Source organism: Thermogemmatispora sp., assembly GCF_019683755.1.
Lineage (GTDB): Bacteria > Chloroflexota > Ktedonobacteria > Ktedonobacterales > Ktedonobacteraceae > Thermogemmatispora.
In genome coordinates this window covers 1-19,136 of sequence record NZ_JADGHT010000051.1, presented here as the reverse complement: position 1 = coordinate 19,136, position 19,136 = coordinate 1, and the positions used below count along the sequence as shown (strand labels likewise).

Genomic DNA, 19,136 nt, shown 5'->3' with positions numbered 1-19,136 from the left:
GTCTATCGGTGCTGGGCTGTATGATATACTAAATAAAGAATATCGATCTGGTCATTAGCGGCTCCCATGAAAGGATCGGACACATCGCCGTTTAGCGGTCAGCTTCAGCTCTGCCCGTCAGAGCAGAGCCGTGGTGTAGGCTGCTTCTGTCGTCAGGCAAAGACATGATGGACTCTGAACGGCATCACGCTCCCGCCAGCCATAATCTTGCTCCTGCCAGTAAGGTCCAGGAAGATACTGCCTCTTTGCTGGGTAGCAACCGCGAGCTAGCGATCCTCTATATCATTGCTGGCCAGCTCAATCGTAAGGTTGATGTGCGTGAGGCTTTGCAGGAGGTCTTGAATCAGGTGACGCGCCTACTAGGTCTCAAGACAGGTTGGGTCTGGCTGCTTGATAGGGATGGGGAGCCGTTTCTGGCCGCCTCGCAGTCCTTACCTCCTTATCTGGCCGACCATCCTGAACGCATGACCGGGCGCTGCCTCTGTCTGGATACGTTTCTAGGCGGCAATCTGGCCAGCGCAGCCAATATCAATGTGTTGCGTTGTAGTCGCTTGAGGAATGCGGAACGAGAGGGCGATCGCTCTTCCTGGGGACTGCGCTTTCATGCTAGTGTGCCGATCCACGTGGGAGAAACAGTGCTCGGCGTGCTGAATGTAGCAAGCGAGGACTGGCGTGAGCTATCCTCGTCAGAGCTGCAGTTACTGCATATTATCGGCGATCAGATCGGTCTGGCCCTGCAGCGGGCGCGCCTCTCTGCCGAGCACACGCGTGCCGCGGCTCGCCTGGCCACTATTGAAGAGCGCAACCGGCTGGCGCGCGAGATTCACGATACCCTGGCTCAGGGCCTGGCGGCCATTACTTTGCAGTTGGAGACCGCCGATGCCTTGCTCTCTGTGCAGCCTGAACGGGCGCAGGCGGCGATCCGCCGCGCACTGGCCCTGGCGCGGAGCAATCTAGAAGAGGCGCGCCGCTCAGTGATGGACCTACGGGCCGCTCCCTTGCAGGACCATGCTTTGCCGGAGGCGCTGTCACTCTTGGTGAAGCGCTTGCGGGCCGAGAGTAGTGCCCACTTAGAGTATCGCTATGAGCCGCCATCTGGTCCAGGATCAAGCGGTGAGCCAGGCCGCTTTCCTCCGCTCTCGCCTCATTGTGAGGCCGGTCTCTATCGTATCGCTCAGGAGGCTCTGAACAACGCTCTAAGACATGCTGCCGCCGAGCATATTACGCTGACGCTGGCGGTTCGTGATAAGATGATCGTGCTCCAGGTACAGGATGATGGTCGAGGCTTTGATCCTGAGCGCGCTCAGGAGTATACGCGCGAGGGCCATTTTGGTCTCGCCGGCATGAGTGAGCGCGCCCGTTTGCTCGGTGCACAGATTAGTATTGAAAGCTTGCCGGGCGCCGGCACCTCCATTAGCGTCTATCTGCCCTACCACGGGGCGGAGCAGGAAAGGTCCCCCTGGCTATGACAATTCGCATCTTACTTGCTGATGATCATCCAATTGTACGCGAAGGCTTGCGGGCTGTACTCGAGACGCAGCCCGATTTTGCCGTGGTCGCTGAGGCTGCCAACGGCGTTGAGACGATCGCGCGGGCGCGCGAGACGCAGCCAGACATTGTGCTACTAGATCTTGAGATGCCTGTTCTAGATGGCGTAGAGGCTATTCGTCGCTTACTTGAGCTGGAACCTGAACCACGGGTGATTGTCTTTACGGCCTTCGATAATGATGAGCGTATTCTGCATGCGGTGCGGGCGGGGGCCAGTGGCTACCTGCTCAAGGGGGCGCCGCGAGAGGAAATTTTCCAGGCTATTCGCGTAACGATGGAGGGGGGGTCCCTGTTACAGCCGGTAGTCGCCTCGAAGCTGCTGCGCCAGGTTGGTCAGCAGCATAGCGTTACAGTCTCCATGACCGCTCAAAGCGGCCAGTCGTCGTCTGCTGCTACCTACCCTTACGAGCCGCTGACTGAGCGTGAGCTGGAGGTCCTGCGCTTGTTGGCCCAGGGTATGCCCAACAAAGAGATTGCAGCTCGTCTGGTGATTAGCGAGCGCACCGCCAAGTTTCACGTCAGTTCTATTATGAACAAGCTCGGGGCCACCAATCGCACTGAGGCTGTGGCCCTGGCAGCGCAGCGTGGCCTGATCACGCTCCAGGGTAATCCCTCCTGGCGCTAAGCTGAGCGAGCGAGCCATGCTATGCCGACAGCCGGCTGCTGGCAGTGGCGATCTGGCCCGCTCTGCTCAGAAGGCTCAGAGAAGCTGGTCGATGTAGACCGTCTTCCACTGCGTAAAGAATTCGCGAGCCGCTTTCCCCTGCTCGCGCGAGCCAGAAGAGCTTTCTTTCATGCCGCCGAACGGTACCTGAAACTCCAGACCAGCCGACTCCTGGTTGATCTTGACCACGCCGGCCTGAATCTCGGCAGCAAAGCGCAGGGCCAGCGAAAGATTATTAGTGAAGAGGCTCGCCGAGAGACCGAATGGTGTGGCGTTGGCCAGAGCCACGGCCTCCTCGAAGGAGGAGGCAGGGAGCAGGGCCGCTACTGGACCGAAGATCTCTTCCTGAGCTACACGGCTGCCCTGATCAAGGTCGGTTACAATGCTGGGCCGAACGTAGTAGCCTTCCCCGTTGATTGTGGTGGCCTCGCCACCGGCCAGAAAACGCCCCCCCTCCTGGCGTGCTAGCTGCAGATAGCCGCTCACCTTCTGCAGCTGATCCTCCGAGACCAGCGGACCGACGCGGGTCTCTGGTTCGAGCGGATCACCGAGTTTCCAACTCTGGGCCAGAGCTACAAGGCGCTCCTGAAATTCCGGCAGGATGGCGCGCTCGACAATGACGCGACTGGTGGCTGTGCACTTTTGTCCTGCGCTCAGGAAGGCTCCTCGCGCGACCTGCTCAGCCGCAACCTCGAGATTGGCGTCGGCCAGCACCACCGCCGGGTTTTTGCCTCCCATTTCTAGCTGCACCTTTTTGCCATGCTCGATGGCTTTATGCTGAAGTGCGCGACCGACAGCATTGGAACCAGTGAAGGTGATGGCGTCGATCTGAGGGTGCGTCACCAGGATATCGCCTACTTCGGAACCTTTACCAAGAACCAGGTTGAGGACCCCAGGCGGCAGGCCAGCATCAAGGAGGGCCTGGGTGAAGTGCACCGCCGTTAGCGGCACCAGCTCGGCTGGCTTCCAGACAACGGTGTTACCGTAAGCCAGAGCCGGGGCAATTTTCCAGGCAGGGATCGCAATCGGGAAGTTCCAGGGTGTAATCACGCTCACTACACCAACTGGCTCACGGCGGGCATAGAGGAAGGTCACACGTGAGCTGCTCGGGTAGGTCTCGCCATCTGGCTCCAGGGCCTGCCCGGCATAGTAGCGCAGGATAGAGACCGCCCGCTTGGTTTCGCTGATAGCCTCAGACAGGGTCTTACCTTCCTCGCGCGTCAAATCGCGTCCCACGCTCTCGGCGCGCTGCTCTAAGAGGTCGGCGGCTTTACGCAAGATGTCGCCCCGCACCGGCGCTGGCGTTGTGCGCCAGGCGGCGAAGGCCGAACGTGCGGCCTGGACCGCTTCCGCTGCCAGTTCCGCACTGGCCAGCGAGGTCCGTGCTACCACCTCGCTTGGATGGGCCGGGTTAAGATCATCGCTCAGGCGTATCCCCTCGCGCCAGGTACCGCCGATGTACGAACGTAGTTCAATGGTCATAGGCAGATCTCTCCTTCCTACCTCGCTGCTCAGACACTGAATAAACGTTTTATGATATTTCTCTGTCTCATATAGCAAAGCAGTCGATCAGAACGATGTCCTATCTCCTAATTCACTTCTTTCCTCTGTGTGACTACGCTCACTCATCGCGCCTTGGGAGAAGATCGGGAAGACTGATCGCCGCTCGCCGCTTTCAAAGCCAGTCTGCCGCGCACTACGCGGTTGCGCAATGTCCCAAGACCTGCAATCGTAATGCTGACCACGTCGCCGGCCTGGAGCGTAAACGGTCGCTCGGGCACCAGGGCGGTACCGCTGCAGAGAAAAACGCCGGCGGGAAACTCATCCTCACGAAAAAGGTAGGCGACCAGGTCCTCGAGGCGGCGCCGCAGATCAGCGGTCGAACTGCGACCCTGCCAGCATATTTGCCCGTTACGTTCGATCGTGAGTTCGATCCTCAAGGCGTAGGGATCAGGAATTTCCCAAGCTGGGACGATGGTAGGGCCGAGGGCACAACTGCCAGCATAGACTTTGGCCTGAGGAAGGTAGAGGGGATTTTCTCCTTCGATGCTGCGGGAGCTGACATCGTTGCCAATAGTGTAGCCGACAATCTCAGCGTGGGAGTTGATCACAAGCGTTAGCTCTGGCTCGGGTACATCCCAGTCCGAATCGGAACGGATGGCGATCGCCGCCTCGGGACCGGCCACTCGCCGTGGATTCGCCTTAAAGAATAGCTCTGGGCGCTCTGCCTTGTAGACACGCGCATAGATGTCCGGCGTAGCGCTCTCCTCACGCCGTGCTTCCTCAGAACGCTTGTAGGTCACCCCGGCGGCCCAGACCTCGCTCTCTCCATCGATCGGGGCCAGCCAGGGTGGCCCGGCTTCCGCCGGCTCTCCGCGCGCCGCTACCGCACTCACCAGGGCACGAAGCTCGGTAGCGCGCAGGGTCCAGAGATCGCAAAGACGCTGACCAGCCTCGGGAAAGGCCCGCACCGTGCCGGCTCCAGTGAGCAGCCCCACGCGCTCGCGACCGTCGGTGTCGCGATACCGAATGATCTGCATGACTATACTCCTTGTCCTTGCTTGCTGTGGCGATGCGGAAGCTTCAAATGAAGTGCATCTTCTAACCATATAGCCCCCATGCGCCAGCCTGTCAACCTCTGCCGCTGAACAACCTTGCACATCGCTCTGGCCAGTCCCCTGTTACCGAGAAGAGGCTCGCTCGTCATTATCAATGCATATTTATAAAGCACATTATAGTTCAGTTGCGGGTTGAAGAGAGGCAAGTAAGTGCGCTGCCTGCAGGAGTGATCGGAGATGGCGCGGCCAAGCAGCCGGAGCGCGAGCCTGCGCGATAAGGAGCTAATTCTCTCCTTCTCACCCTCGCGGCGGCATCATCCTCAGTCAGCTCTGGGGCTGGTCTCGATTCTCCCCCGGTCGCGCTGCGATCTGCCGGGTAGGCGCCGCTCGTAGAAAGCATGTAATGGACCACACAGAAGAGAAGCTCTTATACAGTATTCCTGAGCCGGAGGAGCTACAGCATCTATATCACGCTCAGCATGGACTCTTCCCGCCAGAGATCGAAGTCAAGCATCTCAGGCGTATCCTACACTTGAGCTATGCTGATCTGGCCTGGGCGCCGGCGGTTGTGCGTGCCTATCCCGCGCTGAGCGTAGTAGCTCTCTTTGCCAGCGCCCGCGCGCTCGCTGCCTGCTGGCAGCGACTCGATGAGACAGTCTTGCGTCGGCTGAGCATAGCAGAAATTGATCTTGCCGAGTCCCTGCCATTTGCTGGCAACTTTTTTGATCTGGTACATCTCTTTCTCAGGGGACCGCTGCTACGCCCTGCCCTGTGGCCGGCTTTATTGCGCGAGTGTCGGCGTGTGCTATTGCTGCGTGGCCAGATAAATATCGTCGCCTTTCTTGCTGGTCCCTCGTCCAGCGCAGCCTACCAACGCCTGCGCTCCCTCGCTATGGCTGCCTGGCAAGCACTGGGCTACGGTTTTGGCACAGCGACGACGGGGAACAGCAGTCTATTTATCGACGGCGCTCTCCATCTCTGCCAGCTTCTGCAGGAGCAGGGTTTCGGGCAGGTAGGCTATCGGCTCTACCCGGTGGATCTGGGAGGATGGAACAACCCTGCGGGCCGAGCCTGTTGCCGGCGTTTTCTCCACGACTTGGTCCAGCAAAAGGCGCTCATTCTGGCGCAGGGTGGCTGTGATGAAATCACCTTTGCAAAGCTCCTCGCCGAAGCAGAGCGCGACCTTGGAGCCGAGGCCTTCTGTGCTTCTGGTGCTCTTCTCTCGGTGACGGCGCGCAAGCGATAAAGCTATCATGAGTCGGTCATTTCCAGACAAAGGCCAGCCCAGCAATCAGCAAGAACAACAAACGCGGCGGCCCGGCACTCGACGCAGACGCCCAACTGCCTCCGCGGCTGCTGCCGACCTCCCTCCAGAAGTGCGCGAAGAAATCATTCGCCATGACTATCTTCTTCATATGCAGGGAGGGCGCCTCTTCCCCGAGGCCATTGATATCGAGAATATAGAGCGGGTGCTAGATCTAGGCTGTGGCAGCGGTGAGTGGGTCTTCTCCCTGGCGCAGCGCTATCCGCGCCTCTTTATCTGTGGGGCTGACCTTGATCGGCGCCTGCTACAGCGGGCCCAGGCCCGGCGCAACCGTGCTGGCCTTCACCAGCTCGAATTTCGTCACATGGACATCACCCGCCCCTTTCCACTGGCCGAGCGCTCCTTTGACTACATCCATATGCGCGCCTGTGCACGCTTTATAGCCGCCAGCGTCTGGCCAGCGCTACTGGCCGAGTGCCAGCGTGTGCTGCGTCCTCGTGGCTGGCTCACCCTGGTCGAAATTGAACTCTGCGAGAGCAGCAGCAGCGCCTTTGTCGAACTGCGCCAGCTCTTCAATCGCTGTTGGTACCAGCTTGGCTACGCCCTGGACCAAAGCGGACTCAGCTTCGGCGTTGCCAGCCGACTCTATGGCATGCTACTTGCCACCGGTCTGCGCCAAGTGGCCTACGATGTCTACATTGCCGACCTGGGACGTCAGCCCCAGCCGAGCTTGGTCAGAAGCACTGAAGCCACAGAACCAGTGGAAACAATTACGACTCTCTTTCTCAAGCAATGCCTGACTGAAGTACGTCTGGCGACGCCGCTGATCATTCAGCAGGGACTCATCAGCCCGCCGGAGCTGGCGGCCTTATTAGAGCAAGCGGAACGCGAGCTACAGGCGCCCGATCTCTGTGGCTGGGGAGTCATCATCTCGGCCTATGGCAGGCGTCAGGCCGACTAAGCATCAGCGGGCGGGCGCCCGGTCAGTCTTCGGACTAAGGGAAAGCTGGCACACCAGAAACGGACAGGAAGAACACTGAGGAAAAGCCAGAGCGTAAGCTTTGCGGAAGCAAGAAGAGCAAAGGCTAAGCGCCCGAGGGTAGAGCGCTGATCGTCGGGCCAGCCTCGTCATCATCGTCCTCCTCAATCAGCGGGTGACGCAGAAACCAGGCCTGACAGTCCAGCGGCGGCTCACCCGGCTGCGGACGAATACGGGTGTAGGTTCCATCTGGCAATAACTCACGCGCATTGACCGTATCAGCTAACAAGACCTCTAATACCCGCTCGCGAATAGCTTGACGCAGACGCGGGTCCTCGATGGGAAACAGCGTCTCGACCCGATTATTCAAATTGCGCTGCATCATGTCGGCGCTGCCCAGAAACAGCTCCTCGGCGCCGCCGTTGTAAAAATAGTAGATGCGACTATGCTCCAAGAAGCGACCTACGATACTGCGGACACGAATATTCTCACTGATCCCAGGGATGCCAGGCCGCAAGCAGCAGATACCGCGCACAATCAGCTCTACGCGGACTCCAGCCTGCGAGGCTTCATAGAGCTTATAAATGATCTCTGGGTCGACCAGGGCATTCAACTTAAAGATCAGTAAGCCATAGCCATACTCGCGCTTCAAGCGGATCTCCCGCTCAATGCGCTCCAAAATACCGCGGCGCAGGCTGACCGGCGCTACCAGCAACTTACGATAAGCGTTCAAGCGGGAGTAACCGGTCAAAGAATTAAAGAGATCAGAAATATCGGCCCCGATCACTGGATCGCAAGTCAGCAAGCAAAAATCCTCATAGGTACGGGCAGTCATTGCATTATAATTCCCCGTACTCAGGTGAACATAGCGACGCAGCCCGTCGGGTTCACGGCGCACCACCAGAGCCACCTTAGCATGTGTTTTCAGGCCGATCAAGCCATAGACCACATGGACACCAGCCCGCTCCAGCGCCCGAGCCCACTCAATATTATTCTCCTCATCGAAGCGAGCCTTCAGCTCAACCAGGGTCGCCACTTGCTTCCCATGCTCCACCGCCTCTAGCAAAGCGTGCACCACAGGCGAATTCGTTCCCACGCGGTAGAGCGTCTGCTTAATCGCCAATACCTGGGGATCAGTGGCCGCTGCGCGGATAAAGTCCACCACCACATTGAAGCTGTCGTAGGGGCGATGCAGCAGCAGATCCTGCTCACGGATCGCCGCAAAGAGGTCGCCGCAGTACTTTGAAAGCAAACGAGGAACGCGGGGCGTAAACGGCGGGTCCTTTAAATCGGGGCGATTGAGAGCATGCAGCTCCATCAGGTCGCCCATACCCAGCGGGCCATCGATCACCGTCAGATCCGAAGCATCGATCTCCAGATTATCGAGCAGCAAACTGCGAATGCGCGGCGGCATTGACGGATTGACGGCCAGATCGACCACCGACCCAAAGCGCCGCTCACGGACACTCTTCTCAACATCCTCCAGCAGATCTGAAGCCTCATCCTCCTGCAGTTCGATATCCGCGTCGCGCAGGACGCGGAACGGGTACGATTCCCAGACATCGATGCCCGGAAAAAGACGGCTCAAATGGGCAGCGATCACCTGCTCGATCCATACAAAGGCCACCGGCTGCACCCCTGAGACAGCACGAGCGTGCAATGGTAGCGGGACCTGAATAAAGCGTGGCAGGCGAGGAGGTACCTTCACACGTGCAAAACGCTCGCCGTGGACAGCATCATTAATGACGACCGCCAGATTGAGGCTACGGTTCGAAATGTGCGGGAAAGGGTGGCCTGGGTCGACAGCCAATGGCGTCAGCACTGGAAAAATCTCATACTCGAAATACTCTGCCAGAGCGGCCCGCTGCTCCTCATCGAGTTGTTCATAATCAAGAATATAGATGTGTTGTTCTGCCAAGCGTGGTAGCAGCTCCTGGCGCCAGTAGCGGCGCACCTCCTGAACCAGCGGGGCCAGACGCCGACGGACCTCGCGTAGCTGCTCCTCGGCACTGAGGCCGTCAGGGCTGGGCGTCGTCACACGGGCAGCGACCTTATCCTTCAGGCCGGCCACGCGAATCATCATAAATTCATCGAGGTTCGTGTCAAAAATAGACAAAAACTTCACCCGCTCTAATAGAGGATGACGGCTATCCTGAGCCTCCTCAAAGACACGCCGATTAAACTCGATCCAGCTTAACTCTCGGTTGATATAGAGATCGGGTCGTTCCAGGTCCATCGAGGACGAGGTAGATGAGGAAAGTGGCGGCTGCTCCATGCTCTCTTTAGATGGTTTCTGCCCCTTAGCCTGGCAGGCTTCTCCTTAGCTTTATGATAGCACGGATTGTCCAGCCAGAGAGTCAAACCTCCGTTGTCTGCCAAACCAAGGCCAGGCCAAATAGCCACGCAGGGCCTTCGGGACATAGCCTTCCCCCTCTTAGGCCGGAGAGAGTGCTCACCTTGACACTGATAGCCCCCCTGATGTATCATCACTCAGGTAAGAGCGTTTCATCCCCTTACAAGACAGCAGGGGTGTGTGTGCGAGGAGCGGCACCCCTGAAGCACAACGGCTGGCAGCGTGTTCACGCTGCAAGGCTGACATGGGCGGTTGCTGAAATTGGTAGACAGGACGGACTTAGGATCCGTTGGTGTAAAACCGTGAGAGTTCGAGTCTCTCACCGCCCACTGGCCCCATAACAAGGCTGCGGGAGTGCCAAGAGAAGTGCAGATAGACTCAGAAGGGCACTCCTGCAGCCTGACGGTTGGCAGCGTGTTCACGCTGGAGTATCGACATGGGCGGTTGCTGAAATTGGTAGACAGGACGGACTTAGGATCCGTTGGTTGTAAAACCGTGAGAGTTCGAGTCTCTCACCGCCCACCATCACAACGGTCCCGGAGTCAGTTGCAGCGTGGGTAGCTCCTTCCGTCTGTTAACGGAGGACCTGCGCCGCGGTACGGACAGGAAGAGGCAAGCAGTGGCTCGGGGGTAGGCAAGCAGGCAGAGCATTCTTATCCCGCCCCCGGCGGTTGAGATCAGTAGGGAGAAGGCATCAGGCGATTAACCAGCTAGCTTGCCTGCTCGCCAGGCCCGAGCCAACTCACAAGCCGACCAGAGGCTCCCCTGAGCGCCGCCATTTCCCGCTGTCTTTCCCTGAGTCATCCTGGCGGGCGAAGAGACCAGGCGGGCTGTCACCGGACCAGCAAAGGTTGCTGGAGAAGTAGCAAACGAGCGAAGGAGCGCAGTCCCCTGGGGATCAGGGCCAAAGCGCTAGCTGGTAGCTCAATTAGCTCATCAGTCCGGCAACAAACAATGGCCGAGAGCGCCAAGCAGGGTGTATTGTGCTAATAAAGCGAGGCTATGCCTACCTGCCTGCCTGCCTGCTGCTCCTCGTTGTGCCGTGCCAAGTCACGCTGCTCTGTCATGCTAGCGGGCGACATGCCAGACGGCGCGTCCATACGATGATGCTGCTTGTGTTGGAGGAACAGTGAAGGTCACAGTTGAGAAATTACCGACCAGCGAAGCCGTCCTAGAGGTAGATCTCACCTGGGAAGAGGTGGAAAAGGCTTCGGATAAGGCTTATCGTAAGCTAGTACAGCAGGTTGACATTCAAGGGTTTCGTCGGGGCAAAGCACCCCGCTCCTTGCTTGAACGCAAGTTGGGCAAGGAGTACATTTATCAGGAAGGTCTTGATGATCTGATCAGCGAGGCCTACCGCGAAGCGATCAAGGAGCATCAGCTTACCCCGCTCGCGCAGCCGGAGCTGGATGCCCCCATGTTCGAAATGGGGCAGCCCTACCACTTCCGCTTGAAGGTTCCTATTTTGACCCCTGTGGAGTTGGGAGATTATCGCTCGCTGCACTTCGAAGATGAGGAGGTCATGGTGACGGCGGAGGAGGTGGAGCGGGAATTGGAGTCACTGCGTAACCAGCATGCAAGCTGGCAGCAAGTTGATCGCCCCGCCCAGGTCGGGGACCGGGTAACGGTAGACCTCAAGCTGACTGTTGAGGGTCGGACTATTTCCGACTATAAGGACAATCCTTTTGAGCTGACGACAGGGCGGCCCGGCCTCTTCGCCGGCATGGATGAGCAGATCATTGGCATGCAGGTCGGCGAAAGTAAGAGCTTCACGCTGACCATTCCCTCCGACTACGGCAATGAAGAGCTGGCCGGCAAGGAGGCCCACTACGAGGTAACTCTCCGGCGGGTTGAGGAGAAGGTGCTGCCCGAGTTGGATGACGCCTTCGCCGCGCGCGTCGGCCAGTATGAAACCCTGGAAGACCTGCGTAAGGTCATTAGCGATGCTATCCAGGACCGCAAGGAGCGCCAGAAGCGTCAGGAGTTGCGCGAGAAGGTCCTCGAAGCCGTCGTGGCCCAGTCCCGCTTTGTGCTCCATCCGATCCTGATTAAGGAAGAGGTCGAAGACATGTTACACGAGCTGTCTCATATGCTTGAGAGACAGCGCATGTCCCTCGATCAATATCTGTTGCTGATGCGTAAGAGTCGAGAAGAGTATATGAAGGAACTGGAGCCCGATGCGGAGAGGCGCGTCAAGCAGCAGTTGGTCCTGGATGAAGTTGCCAGGCGGGAAGGGATCGAAGTGACGCCGGAAGAGGTTGAGGGTGTTTTTCGCATGTATGCCCAGGCAGGGCAGCCGCTGCAGCGCAGTGAGGCCCAGATACGGGCCTTGGTGATCAGTTTGCGGCGTGAGAAAGCGCTTTCGCGCCTGGTGGAGCTAGCGACACGTCCGGCGGAGGAGGGAGAGCAGCAGGCAGCAGTAGGTGAAGAGCAGACGTCCCAGGGTCAGCAAGTAAAGACGGCGAAGAGTGAGACCGCTGTGGCTGAGACGGAGGCTGCGCCAACGCCGGCTGCTGAACAGACCAGCGAGGCGACATCTTCCGCTCCTGCTACAATAGTAGTAGACGAGGAGAGGGCGCCTGTCGACTCTAATGGCCAACAGTAAAACTCCGGCTAAGACTCAAGCGTCGTAATTGAGGGAAAGGTAACAACGGACGTGGCAAACTCAAAGAATATTCGGACAACCTATCGCTGCTCTTTTTGTGGCAAGAGCCAGGATCAGGTCCAGCGGCTGATTGCCGGCCCATCTGGGGTCTACATCTGCGACGAGTGCATCGATCTTTGCCGCGAGATCATCGAGGAGGAGCAGGCCACTTTTAGCAAGCCGCGTCTTCAAACGGGTAAGATTCCGACTCCGAAGAAGATCTATGAGCAGTTAAGTCAGTATGTGATTGGACAGGAGCGGGCCAAGAAGACGCTGGCGGTGGCTGTTTATAACCATTACAAGCGTATTAGTGTGGGGATGCAGATCGATGATGTCGAGTTGGGCAAGAGCAATATTCTGCTCATCGGCCCCACGGGCTGCGGAAAGACGCTGCTGGCGCAGACTCTGGCGAAAATTCTCGATGTACCTTTCTGCATTGCCGATGCCACGGCCCTCACGGAAGCTGGCTATGTGGGCGAGGATGTGGAGAACATTCTGCTACGCCTGATCCAGGCTGCCGATTTCGATGTGGCACGGGCCGAGCGCGGTATCGTCTACATCGATGAGATCGACAAGATCGCCCGCAAGTCTGACAATCCCTCGATCACGCGCGATGTCTCCGGCGAAGGTGTGCAGCAGGCCCTCCTGAAGATCATCGAGGGCACAATCGCTAATGTGCCCCCCCAGGGTGGCCGCAAGCATCCACATCAAGACTTTATCCAGATTAATACGTCGAATATTCTCTTTATCTGTGGCGGCGCCTTCGAAGGCCTCGATAAAATCGTCGAGCAGCGTTTGGGAAGCAACCGCACTATCGGTTTCAAGAAGTCTGTGGTTGAGGCTGAGAAGCGCCCTCAAGAGTCCGTGCTTTCGCAGGTGATCCCTGAAGACCTGCTGAAGTATGGGCTGATTCCCGAGTTCATCGGGCGTCTGCCGGTCGTGGTCGCTCTCGATGATCTCGATAAGGATGCGCTGATCCGCATCCTGACAGAACCCAAAAATGCTATTGTCAAGCAGTATCAGAAGATCTTTCAGCTTGACCGCGTCGAGTTGGTCTTTACTCCCGACGCGCTCGAAGCCGCTGCTGAGTGCGCTCTGAAGCGTAAGACCGGAGCACGCGGTTTGCGCAGCATCATCGAGGATGTGCTGCTTGATGTGATGTATGAGATACCTTCGCGTGCCGATGTGAAAAAGGTCATTATTAATGGTGATGTGATCGCTCAGCGGCATAAACCGCTGCTGGTCACGCGCAGCGAGCGCACCGCCGCCTACTCTGAGGATGAGTCTGCGTAATGCAGACTCATCTGTTTTTCTCTTGCTCTGACTAGTCGCTTGCTTGGCTGTATGTCAGGAGCAAGGCGGCCAGGCTGCAAGGGGGTGCGGATGGCCGCTAGGTTAATGGCGCATGGCCTTGCGGCAGAGCGTCGGCGCTACCAGTACCAGAGTGGTATACTCACGTCACTCAGGCGTGGATGGCTCGCTGCTCTCTAGGCGGGCAGGAGCAAGAGCGGGAAGGCGATGACGGTCGAAAGCCAGGGCGAGGCAAGGGGTGGGAGGTCTGAGCGAGCGGTCGCTAAGTCAGGTGGTCCTTTAGCGTCTATGGTCGATGGTCCGCTTCCTGTTGCTTGACTGCATAAAGAGCTATTGACTTCTCTGTGAGAAAGCTCTTGAAAAATCAACGATTATCTTGTGTATAGTCTATATATAGGGAAGAGAAATAATAGATAGTAGATAGGCGGAACTCATGAATGAGCAGCAACGCCCATCGGTGGAGCCAGAGGCGATAGAGGTCTATCCGCTTGTAGCCCTGAAAAACATGGTGGTCTTCCCGCGCACACGCATGTCCCTGGCGATTGCGCGAGAGAAGTCGGTGCGGGCTGTTGAAGAAGCGCTGTTACGTGCTGACCGTATGCTTGTCACGGTGGCGCAGCGCTCCTCTGAGGTTGAGGACCCCCAGCCTGCGGACCTCTATGGCTGTGGCGCCCTGGTTGAAATTGTGACTGTCCATCGTCAGCCCGATGGGAGCCTGCAGGTGCTGCTCAATGGCCTGCGCCGTGTGCGCTTGGTGGAGTTTCAGGATCTGGAGCCGTTCATGCGGGTGAGTGTAGAGGTGCCTCCTGAACCCCAGGCGCAGGGTCCCCAGGCTGATGCTCTCGTACGACATGCTACCAACCTCTTCGAGCATTATGCCCAGCTCAACCGTCGTTTCTCGGTCGAGGACATCAATTCGATCGTGGCTATTAAGTCCCCGGCTCGTCTTGCCGATATGCTGGCTGCTCATGTGGTGAGCGATGTTGCTCAGCAGCAGGATCTGTTAGAGACCTTTGATCCCTTGGCGCGCTTAGAAAAGGTCTGCGTCTTTATCGGCAACGAGATCGAGATTCTGGAACTAGAGTCGGTGATCCGCAATCGCGTGCGCTCGCAGGTGGATCGCTCGCAGAAGGAATTCTATCTGCGAGAGCAATTGCGCGCGATTCAAGAGGAGCTGGGCATGGAGACGCCTTCGGAAGCCGATGAGCTGCGTGAGCGCTTACGGCAGAAGAATCTGCCTCCCGAGGCGGCGGCGAAGGTGCGCAAGGAGATCGATCGCTTAGAGCATATGCCACCTCAATCGGCTGAGATCGCTGTAGTGCGCTCATACATTGATTGGATGTTGGCTTTGCCTTGGAACGAGCGCACCGTGGATAGCTTCGATCTGGAGCGCACTCGCCGCATTTTGGATGAGGATCACTACGGCCTGGAGAGCATCAAGGAGCGCATCATTGAGTTTCTGGCCGTGCGCCAGTTGCGCCTGCAGCGCGCCAGTGAGCAAGGCCAGCCTCAGCGGGGCAGCCAAGGGCAGATTCTCTGTTTTATCGGTCCTCCGGGCGTTGGAAAGACCTCACTGGGTCAATCGATTGCCCGCGCCCTGGGGCGCAAATTTGTGCGTATCGCCCTGGGTGGGGTCCATGATGAGGCCGAAATTCGTGGTCATCGGCGCACCTATGTTGGAGCTTTGCCCGGGCGTATCATCCAGTCGATGAAATCCGCGGGTGTGCGCAATCCGGTCTTTTTGCTCGATGAGATCGACAAGCTCTCATCGGAGTATCGCGGCGATCCAGCGGCTGCCTTGCTGGAGGTGCTTGATCCCGAGCAGAATTCCCAGTTCGTTGACCACTATTTGGAGGTCCCGTACGATCTCTCGGAGGTCTTCTTTATCTGCACCGGCAATGTTAAGTATCAGATTCCGCGCCCGCTGGCCGATCGCATGGACATCATCGAGGTTCCTGGCTACATGCTGGAAGAGAAGGTCAATATCGGCCTACGCCACTTGTTGCCCAAGGTTTTAGCCGAGCATGGTCTGACCCCAGAGCAGTTGAAGATCCCGCGCTCGGTAATGGAGCGCATTGTGACGGACTATACGCGCGAAGCGGGTGTACGTAATCTGGAGCGCCAGCTAGCCACGATCTGTCGTAAGGCCGCACGCCGCATTATCGCTCGCCCCTCGACTCATCTCCGCCTCACTACCTCCTCTCTCGAACAGTACCTTGGAATGCCCCGTTACTCAACGCCGCCCCTCAATATGCATATGCAGGTTGGGGCAGCTATGGGACTGGCGGTCACTGAGAATGGAGGCATTCTCCTGCCGGTCGAGGTGGTGACGATGACGGGCAAAGGTGAGCTGCTGATCACAGGCCAGCTTGGCGACGTCATGCGCGAATCAGCTATCGCGGCCCTCTCGTATATCCGCTCGCGGGCCACTGAGCTGAACATCGACCCCAATTTCCAGGATGTCACGGATTTGCATATCCATCTACCAGAAAACGCTATCCCTAAGGATGGCCCCTCCGCCGGAATCACGATTGCCACAGCTCTGATTTCTGCTCTGACTCGCCGTCCGGTGCGCGGTGATGTGGCCATGACCGGGGAGATTACGCTGCGGGGGCGAGTGCTCGGCGTAGGTGGCCTGAAAGAGAAGATTCTAGCTGCCCATCAGGCTGGCCTGCGCCATATTGTGGTCCCGGCAGAGAATAAAAAGGACCTGATGGAAATCCCGGCCCGCATTCGTCAGCAGATCCGCTTTACGCTGGTCGAGACAATGGACCAGGTGATTGCCACGGCTCTTGCTGAGCCTTCTGCTGCAGAGGCTGAGGCCGACAGCGAGAGTCAGGCGCTAGCGGAGCCGCGTCCTTTGCAGCTCGATGAGCGTGTGCCTGCCTCTCGTGGGCGCTCTCGCTCGCGCCAGGCTGCTATCGAAAACCGTAAGCTGGAAGAGCCGCTCCGACAGGGAGGAGAACCCCAAGAGCAGCCGTCGCTGATCCTTCCCGCTCAGGAGGATCATGCTGCTGATCTGCCACAGGCGCAACTAGGGGCACGCGCTTCGGATGAGACACCTGAGCGGAAGAGGTGAGACTGCCTGGTTCTCTTGTCCGCTACTGACCTGTCTGCCCGGTCACGAGCCAATATTGACCTTTTAGGAATCCTGAGATGAGACGTTTACTCTTAAGTGAGGAATCTCTGCGTAGCGCTGTGTTGTCTGCATGAGAGAAAGCGGCTGTCCATTGTGCTGCTGGGCTTGCCACAGCCGGTAACCGTGCTGAGACTTAATGTACCTGACTATGCTGCGCTACCCTCTCTTGAAATGGAGAGTGGCCGTGGGAGTGGCCTGCCCGGCCTGGCACGTGTAGACTTGCTTTGGGGGGAGACGGACAAAGACCATGCATGGTGCCGATGGACAGCGGTCAGAAAAAGGGCAATGGCCAGGAGAGAGGTATAGCGTCCACGTATGCTCAAGGGGCTCATCAGAACTGTGCCGGGCAGTTCATGGTTCCTGCAGGCTTTCTGCGCTAGTCCACTCGCTTGCTCTGTCAGTGGTCGTGCAGAGCTTTCTCCATTCTTCATCACAGTTCTCTCTTTGAAGAGAGCAGAAAGAGGAGCATTGATAATGAGTTGGAATCCTACTCCTGGACAGGACCCTAACCAGCCGGGCAGCGGTCAGTATGGAGGATATTCCTCGCAATCGGGTGGTGCGTATGGTTCCCCTCCCAATAATCCTTATGGTCCTGGCCCCGCTTATGGACAGGCGCAGTATGGTCAGCAGCCCTATGGCACAGCAAGCGCCCTTGGCCCCACCTCGATGGGCATGGAGGCCAACACCGCTGCCGGCCTGAGCTACGTCTTGGGCTGGCTCACTGGCTTGATCTTCTTCCTTATGGAGAAGCAGAATCGCTTTGTGCGCTTCCATGCCATGCAGTCGCTCATCTGGTTCGGCTTCTTAACTGTCCTGTCACTAGTACTGGGAGTCTTGGAGATGGTCCCCCTGATAGGGCTGTTTGCCTTCTGCTTGCTGGGGCTCCTCCTCCTGGTAGGCTTCGTTTCCTGGGTCTTCCTGCTCATCACGGCCTTCCAGGGAAAGTACTTGAAGTTGCCGGTCATTGGAGACTATGCTGAGCGCTACGCTACTACACCCCCTGCCGGTATGGGCCTTTAGCTCGATCTGCGACGGCTCGCTGCGATTCAAGAGGTATGGCCCTGCGCTCTCCGGCGGGCAAGACCGGCATCAGCGTTTAGGCGCTAGACCTGAGCTGAACGCGCAAGTCAGAGTCTAGCGCCACTCTATCCGTGTCGCCTGGATCGCCAGGTGAAGTAGTGAAGGCGAAGAGAGGAAAAGCTCATCCGTATTCTCCTCTCTTCCCTTCATCGAGCCTTTTCCGCCTTCCTGGCCCTTACTGCCTCCAAAGTGAGGCCTGCGACGGCTCCTTGATGGAAACACGCCAGCTCTGTTAAGTCTCCCAGATCTCCTACAACTCTGGTCGTTCCCTGTGCGTAATAACATATAGATAGTGGGAGCAGTTAACAGCAGCGTTTTCATTCCCCAAGAGTGAGTGGAGAAAGATGAGCTGGAATCCAAATCCGCAGGAATCGACACCGCCGCCCTACGAGAACCATTATCCGTCGCAGCAAGGCTATCAATACAGTAGCGGCCAGAATGCCTATGATCCCTATAGTCAGTATGGCCAGCAGCAACAACAGCAGTACCGTTATGGCCAGTGGCGCAGGTCGAATTTCGCCTCTGCCGAGGATGCTGCTATTGCTACAGAGGCCAACGCGCCAACCTCCTCGGGCCTGCCAGCTCCCGTGGCAGCCGCTTTAGCCTATGCGCTTTTCTGGCTCAGTGGGCTGATCATTTTTGTGACGGAGAAGCGCAATCGCTTTGTACGCTTCCACGCCATGCAGTCATTGATTCTCTTCGGACTGATCACTATTGTCATTATGGCTCTACGGCTTGTGGGCTTCATACCGGTGGTCGGCGCGGTGGCTGGATTCCTGGCTGATCTGATACAGATCGCCTCAGTCCTGGGCTGGGCCGCCCTGATCGTTCTGTCGTTCCTGGGCCGCCACATCCGGTTACCGGTGATTGGCGATTATGCCGAGCGTTACAGTAGCCCCGTTGGTCCCACCCTTTGAGGCAGAATGTCAGGAAGCAAGCCACGAATAGGCTAGCGTTAAGCCAGCCAGAGAGCCAGCCCACATGAGAAGGTGCACCCTCTACAGGTATGGCTGTGCGCCAAACCGGTTGGTTTCCCCTGGTAACATCCAGATCTTTACCGTACCGTCTGGCTAGCTAGCCGATGGGTCAGCCCGTGGGCTAGCTAGCGGTTCGCTCGTCCTCTACGCGCAGTTTACAACCCTGCTCGGGCCTCCGACGTAATGGTAGAAGACAGCGCAGCAGATCGGCTGCTTGAGTTGAGGAAGGGGACTCGCTCAGCTTTAGCCTCTAGCTGCGTCCTGCAATTCTACACGATGGCAATTGTTGAACGTAACCTAGGGCGTCCCTGGCGAGGCAGGTGGGAGCCGCCGCCTTCCTCTCCAAAGGGGCACCAGCTTCCCTAAAGGCAGAGAAGGTAAGAGAGCAGGAGGGGTGAGCACCTATGAGTTGGAATCCAAATCAACAGCCAGCACAGGGCCCTGAGTCACAACAGCCCCAGCAACCCGGCCCCAGTTACGAGGGCTATCGAGGATATGGAGGAGCTGGGGGAGCCGGAGGATATGGTGGCCCTCCGACTGGGTTAGGTGGCTCCCCTTATGGTTACAGTCCTTTCGGTCAGCAGCAACAACAGCAGCAACAACAGCAACACTATTATAC

Annotated in this window: 14 protein-coding genes, 2 tRNA genes and 1 pseudogene; 14 read left to right on the top strand and 3 right to left on the bottom strand. The window is 57.9% G+C overall.

Annotated elements, in window-relative coordinates; all coding sequences use genetic code 11:
• Positions 1-164 precede the first annotated feature (164 nt).
• Positions 165-1,469 (top strand): GAF domain-containing sensor histidine kinase, encoded by a 1,305-nt coding sequence (locus IRZ24_RS05810; protein ID WP_297161093.1) that lies wholly within the window; start codon positions 165-167, stop codon positions 1,467-1,469.
• Positions 1,466-2,173, top strand: a complete 708-nt coding sequence (locus tag IRZ24_RS05805; protein WP_297161092.1) for a response regulator transcription factor — start codon at positions 1,466-1,468, stop codon at positions 2,171-2,173. The genes IRZ24_RS05810 and IRZ24_RS05805 overlap by 4 nt, the downstream gene beginning before the upstream one ends.
• 75 nt (positions 2,174-2,248) lie before the next feature.
• Here the strand turns inward: IRZ24_RS05805 and IRZ24_RS05800 are convergent, their stop codons facing one another.
• Complete coding sequence (locus IRZ24_RS05800) at positions 2,249-3,694, bottom strand: aldehyde dehydrogenase family protein (protein WP_297161090.1); 1,446 nt, start codon at positions 3,692-3,694, stop codon at positions 2,249-2,251.
• A 143-nt stretch (positions 3,695-3,837) separates the two neighbouring features.
• Positions 3,838-4,752, bottom strand: a complete 915-nt coding sequence (locus IRZ24_RS05795) for a fumarylacetoacetate hydrolase family protein (RefSeq protein WP_297161088.1) — start codon at positions 4,750-4,752, stop codon at positions 3,838-3,840.
• Between the two features lie 255 nt (positions 4,753-5,007).
• On the opposite strand from IRZ24_RS05795, the gene IRZ24_RS05790 reads away from it, so the two are divergent.
• The 3 genes from IRZ24_RS05790 to IRZ24_RS05780 are packed head-to-tail and all read left to right on the top strand — an operon-like array spanning position 5,008 to position 6,995.
• Positions 5,008-5,163, top strand: coding sequence for a hypothetical protein (locus tag IRZ24_RS05790; RefSeq protein WP_297161086.1), 156 nt, complete (start codon positions 5,008-5,010; stop codon positions 5,161-5,163).
• A gap of 10 nt (positions 5,164-5,173) precedes the next feature.
• Positions 5,174-6,016, top strand: coding sequence for a class I SAM-dependent methyltransferase (locus IRZ24_RS05785; RefSeq protein ID WP_297161084.1), 843 nt, complete (start codon positions 5,174-5,176; stop codon positions 6,014-6,016).
• Between the two features lie 7 nt (positions 6,017-6,023).
• The gene (locus IRZ24_RS05780) at positions 6,024-6,995 is read left to right on the top strand and encodes a class I SAM-dependent methyltransferase (RefSeq protein ID WP_297161082.1); all 972 of its coding nucleotides are present in this window, start codon (positions 6,024-6,026) and stop codon (positions 6,993-6,995) included.
• A 124-nt stretch (positions 6,996-7,119) separates the two neighbouring features.
• Here the strand turns inward: IRZ24_RS05780 and ppk1 are convergent, their stop codons facing one another.
• Positions 7,120-9,288, bottom strand: a complete 2,169-nt coding sequence (gene ppk1 / locus IRZ24_RS05775) for a polyphosphate kinase 1 (RefSeq protein WP_297161080.1) — start codon at positions 9,286-9,288, stop codon at positions 7,120-7,122.
• A 324-nt stretch (positions 9,289-9,612) separates the two neighbouring features.
• Between ppk1 and IRZ24_RS05770 the strand changes: the two genes are divergently transcribed.
• From IRZ24_RS05770 to IRZ24_RS05730, 9 genes and pseudogenes are all read left to right on the top strand, one after another.
• Positions 9,613-9,695 (top strand) — tRNA-Leu (locus tag IRZ24_RS05770).
• 109 nt (positions 9,696-9,804) lie between these two features.
• A tRNA-Leu gene (locus IRZ24_RS05765) sits at positions 9,805-9,891 on the top strand.
• A 458-nt stretch (positions 9,892-10,349) separates the two neighbouring features.
• Complete coding sequence (locus IRZ24_RS05760) at positions 10,350-10,499, top strand: hypothetical protein (RefSeq protein ID WP_297161078.1); 150 nt, start codon at positions 10,350-10,352, stop codon at positions 10,497-10,499.
• Positions 10,496-11,971 (top strand): trigger factor, encoded by a 1,476-nt coding sequence (tig, locus tag IRZ24_RS05755; protein WP_297161076.1) that lies wholly within the window; start codon positions 10,496-10,498, stop codon positions 11,969-11,971. Before IRZ24_RS05760 ends, tig begins: the two co-directional genes overlap by 4 nt.
• A 51-nt stretch (positions 11,972-12,022) precedes the next feature.
• Positions 12,023-13,303 (top strand): ATP-dependent Clp protease ATP-binding subunit ClpX, encoded by a 1,281-nt coding sequence (gene clpX, locus IRZ24_RS05750; protein WP_297161074.1) that lies wholly within the window; start codon positions 12,023-12,025, stop codon positions 13,301-13,303.
• A gap of 451 nt (positions 13,304-13,754) precedes the next feature.
• Positions 13,755-16,400: an endopeptidase La gene (gene lon, locus IRZ24_RS05745; protein WP_297161072.1), complete on the top strand. Its 2,646-nt coding sequence runs from the start codon at positions 13,755-13,757 to the stop codon at positions 16,398-16,400.
• Positions 16,401-16,934: 534 nt separating this feature from the next.
• A complete protein-coding gene (locus IRZ24_RS05740) occupies positions 16,935-17,480 on the top strand; it encodes a DUF4870 domain-containing protein (RefSeq protein ID WP_297161070.1) in 546 nt (181 codons plus the stop codon).
• A gap of 404 nt (positions 17,481-17,884) precedes the next feature.
• Entirely contained in the window at positions 17,885-18,457 is a 573-nt protein-coding gene (locus IRZ24_RS05735) for a hypothetical protein (RefSeq protein ID WP_297161069.1), read from the top strand.
• A gap of 464 nt (positions 18,458-18,921) precedes the next feature.
• Positions 18,922-19,136 (top strand): annotated as a pseudogene (locus IRZ24_RS05730) (hypothetical protein); the annotation flags it as partial.

What these genes read in the sequence shown, in the direction of transcription:
- IRZ24_RS05810 (WP_297161093.1), top strand. Translation starts at nt 165, where the DNA reads ATGATGGACTCTGAACGGCATCACGCTCCCGCCAGCCATAATCTTGCT.
- IRZ24_RS05805 (WP_297161092.1), top strand. Translation starts at nt 1,466, where the DNA reads ATGACAATTCGCATCTTACTTGCTGATGATCATCCAATTGTACGCGAA.
- IRZ24_RS05800 (WP_297161090.1), bottom strand. Translation starts at nt 3,694, where the DNA reads ATGACCATTGAACTACGTTCGTACATCGGCGGTACCTGGCGCGAGGGG.
- IRZ24_RS05795 (WP_297161088.1), bottom strand. Translation starts at nt 4,752, where the DNA reads ATGCAGATCATTCGGTATCGCGACACCGACGGTCGCGAGCGCGTGGGG.
- IRZ24_RS05790 (WP_297161086.1), top strand. Translation starts at nt 5,008, where the DNA reads ATGGCGCGGCCAAGCAGCCGGAGCGCGAGCCTGCGCGATAAGGAGCTA.
- IRZ24_RS05785 (WP_297161084.1), top strand. Translation starts at nt 5,174, where the DNA reads ATGGACCACACAGAAGAGAAGCTCTTATACAGTATTCCTGAGCCGGAG.
- IRZ24_RS05780 (WP_297161082.1), top strand. Translation starts at nt 6,024, where the DNA reads ATGAGTCGGTCATTTCCAGACAAAGGCCAGCCCAGCAATCAGCAAGAA.
- ppk1 (WP_297161080.1), bottom strand. Translation starts at nt 9,288, where the DNA reads ATGGAGCAGCCGCCACTTTCCTCATCTACCTCGTCCTCGATGGACCTG.
- lon (WP_297161072.1), top strand. Translation starts at nt 13,755, where the DNA reads ATGAATGAGCAGCAACGCCCATCGGTGGAGCCAGAGGCGATAGAGGTC.
- IRZ24_RS05740 (WP_297161070.1), top strand. Translation starts at nt 16,935, where the DNA reads ATGAGTTGGAATCCTACTCCTGGACAGGACCCTAACCAGCCGGGCAGC.
- IRZ24_RS05735 (WP_297161069.1), top strand. Translation starts at nt 17,885, where the DNA reads ATGAGCTGGAATCCAAATCCGCAGGAATCGACACCGCCGCCCTACGAG.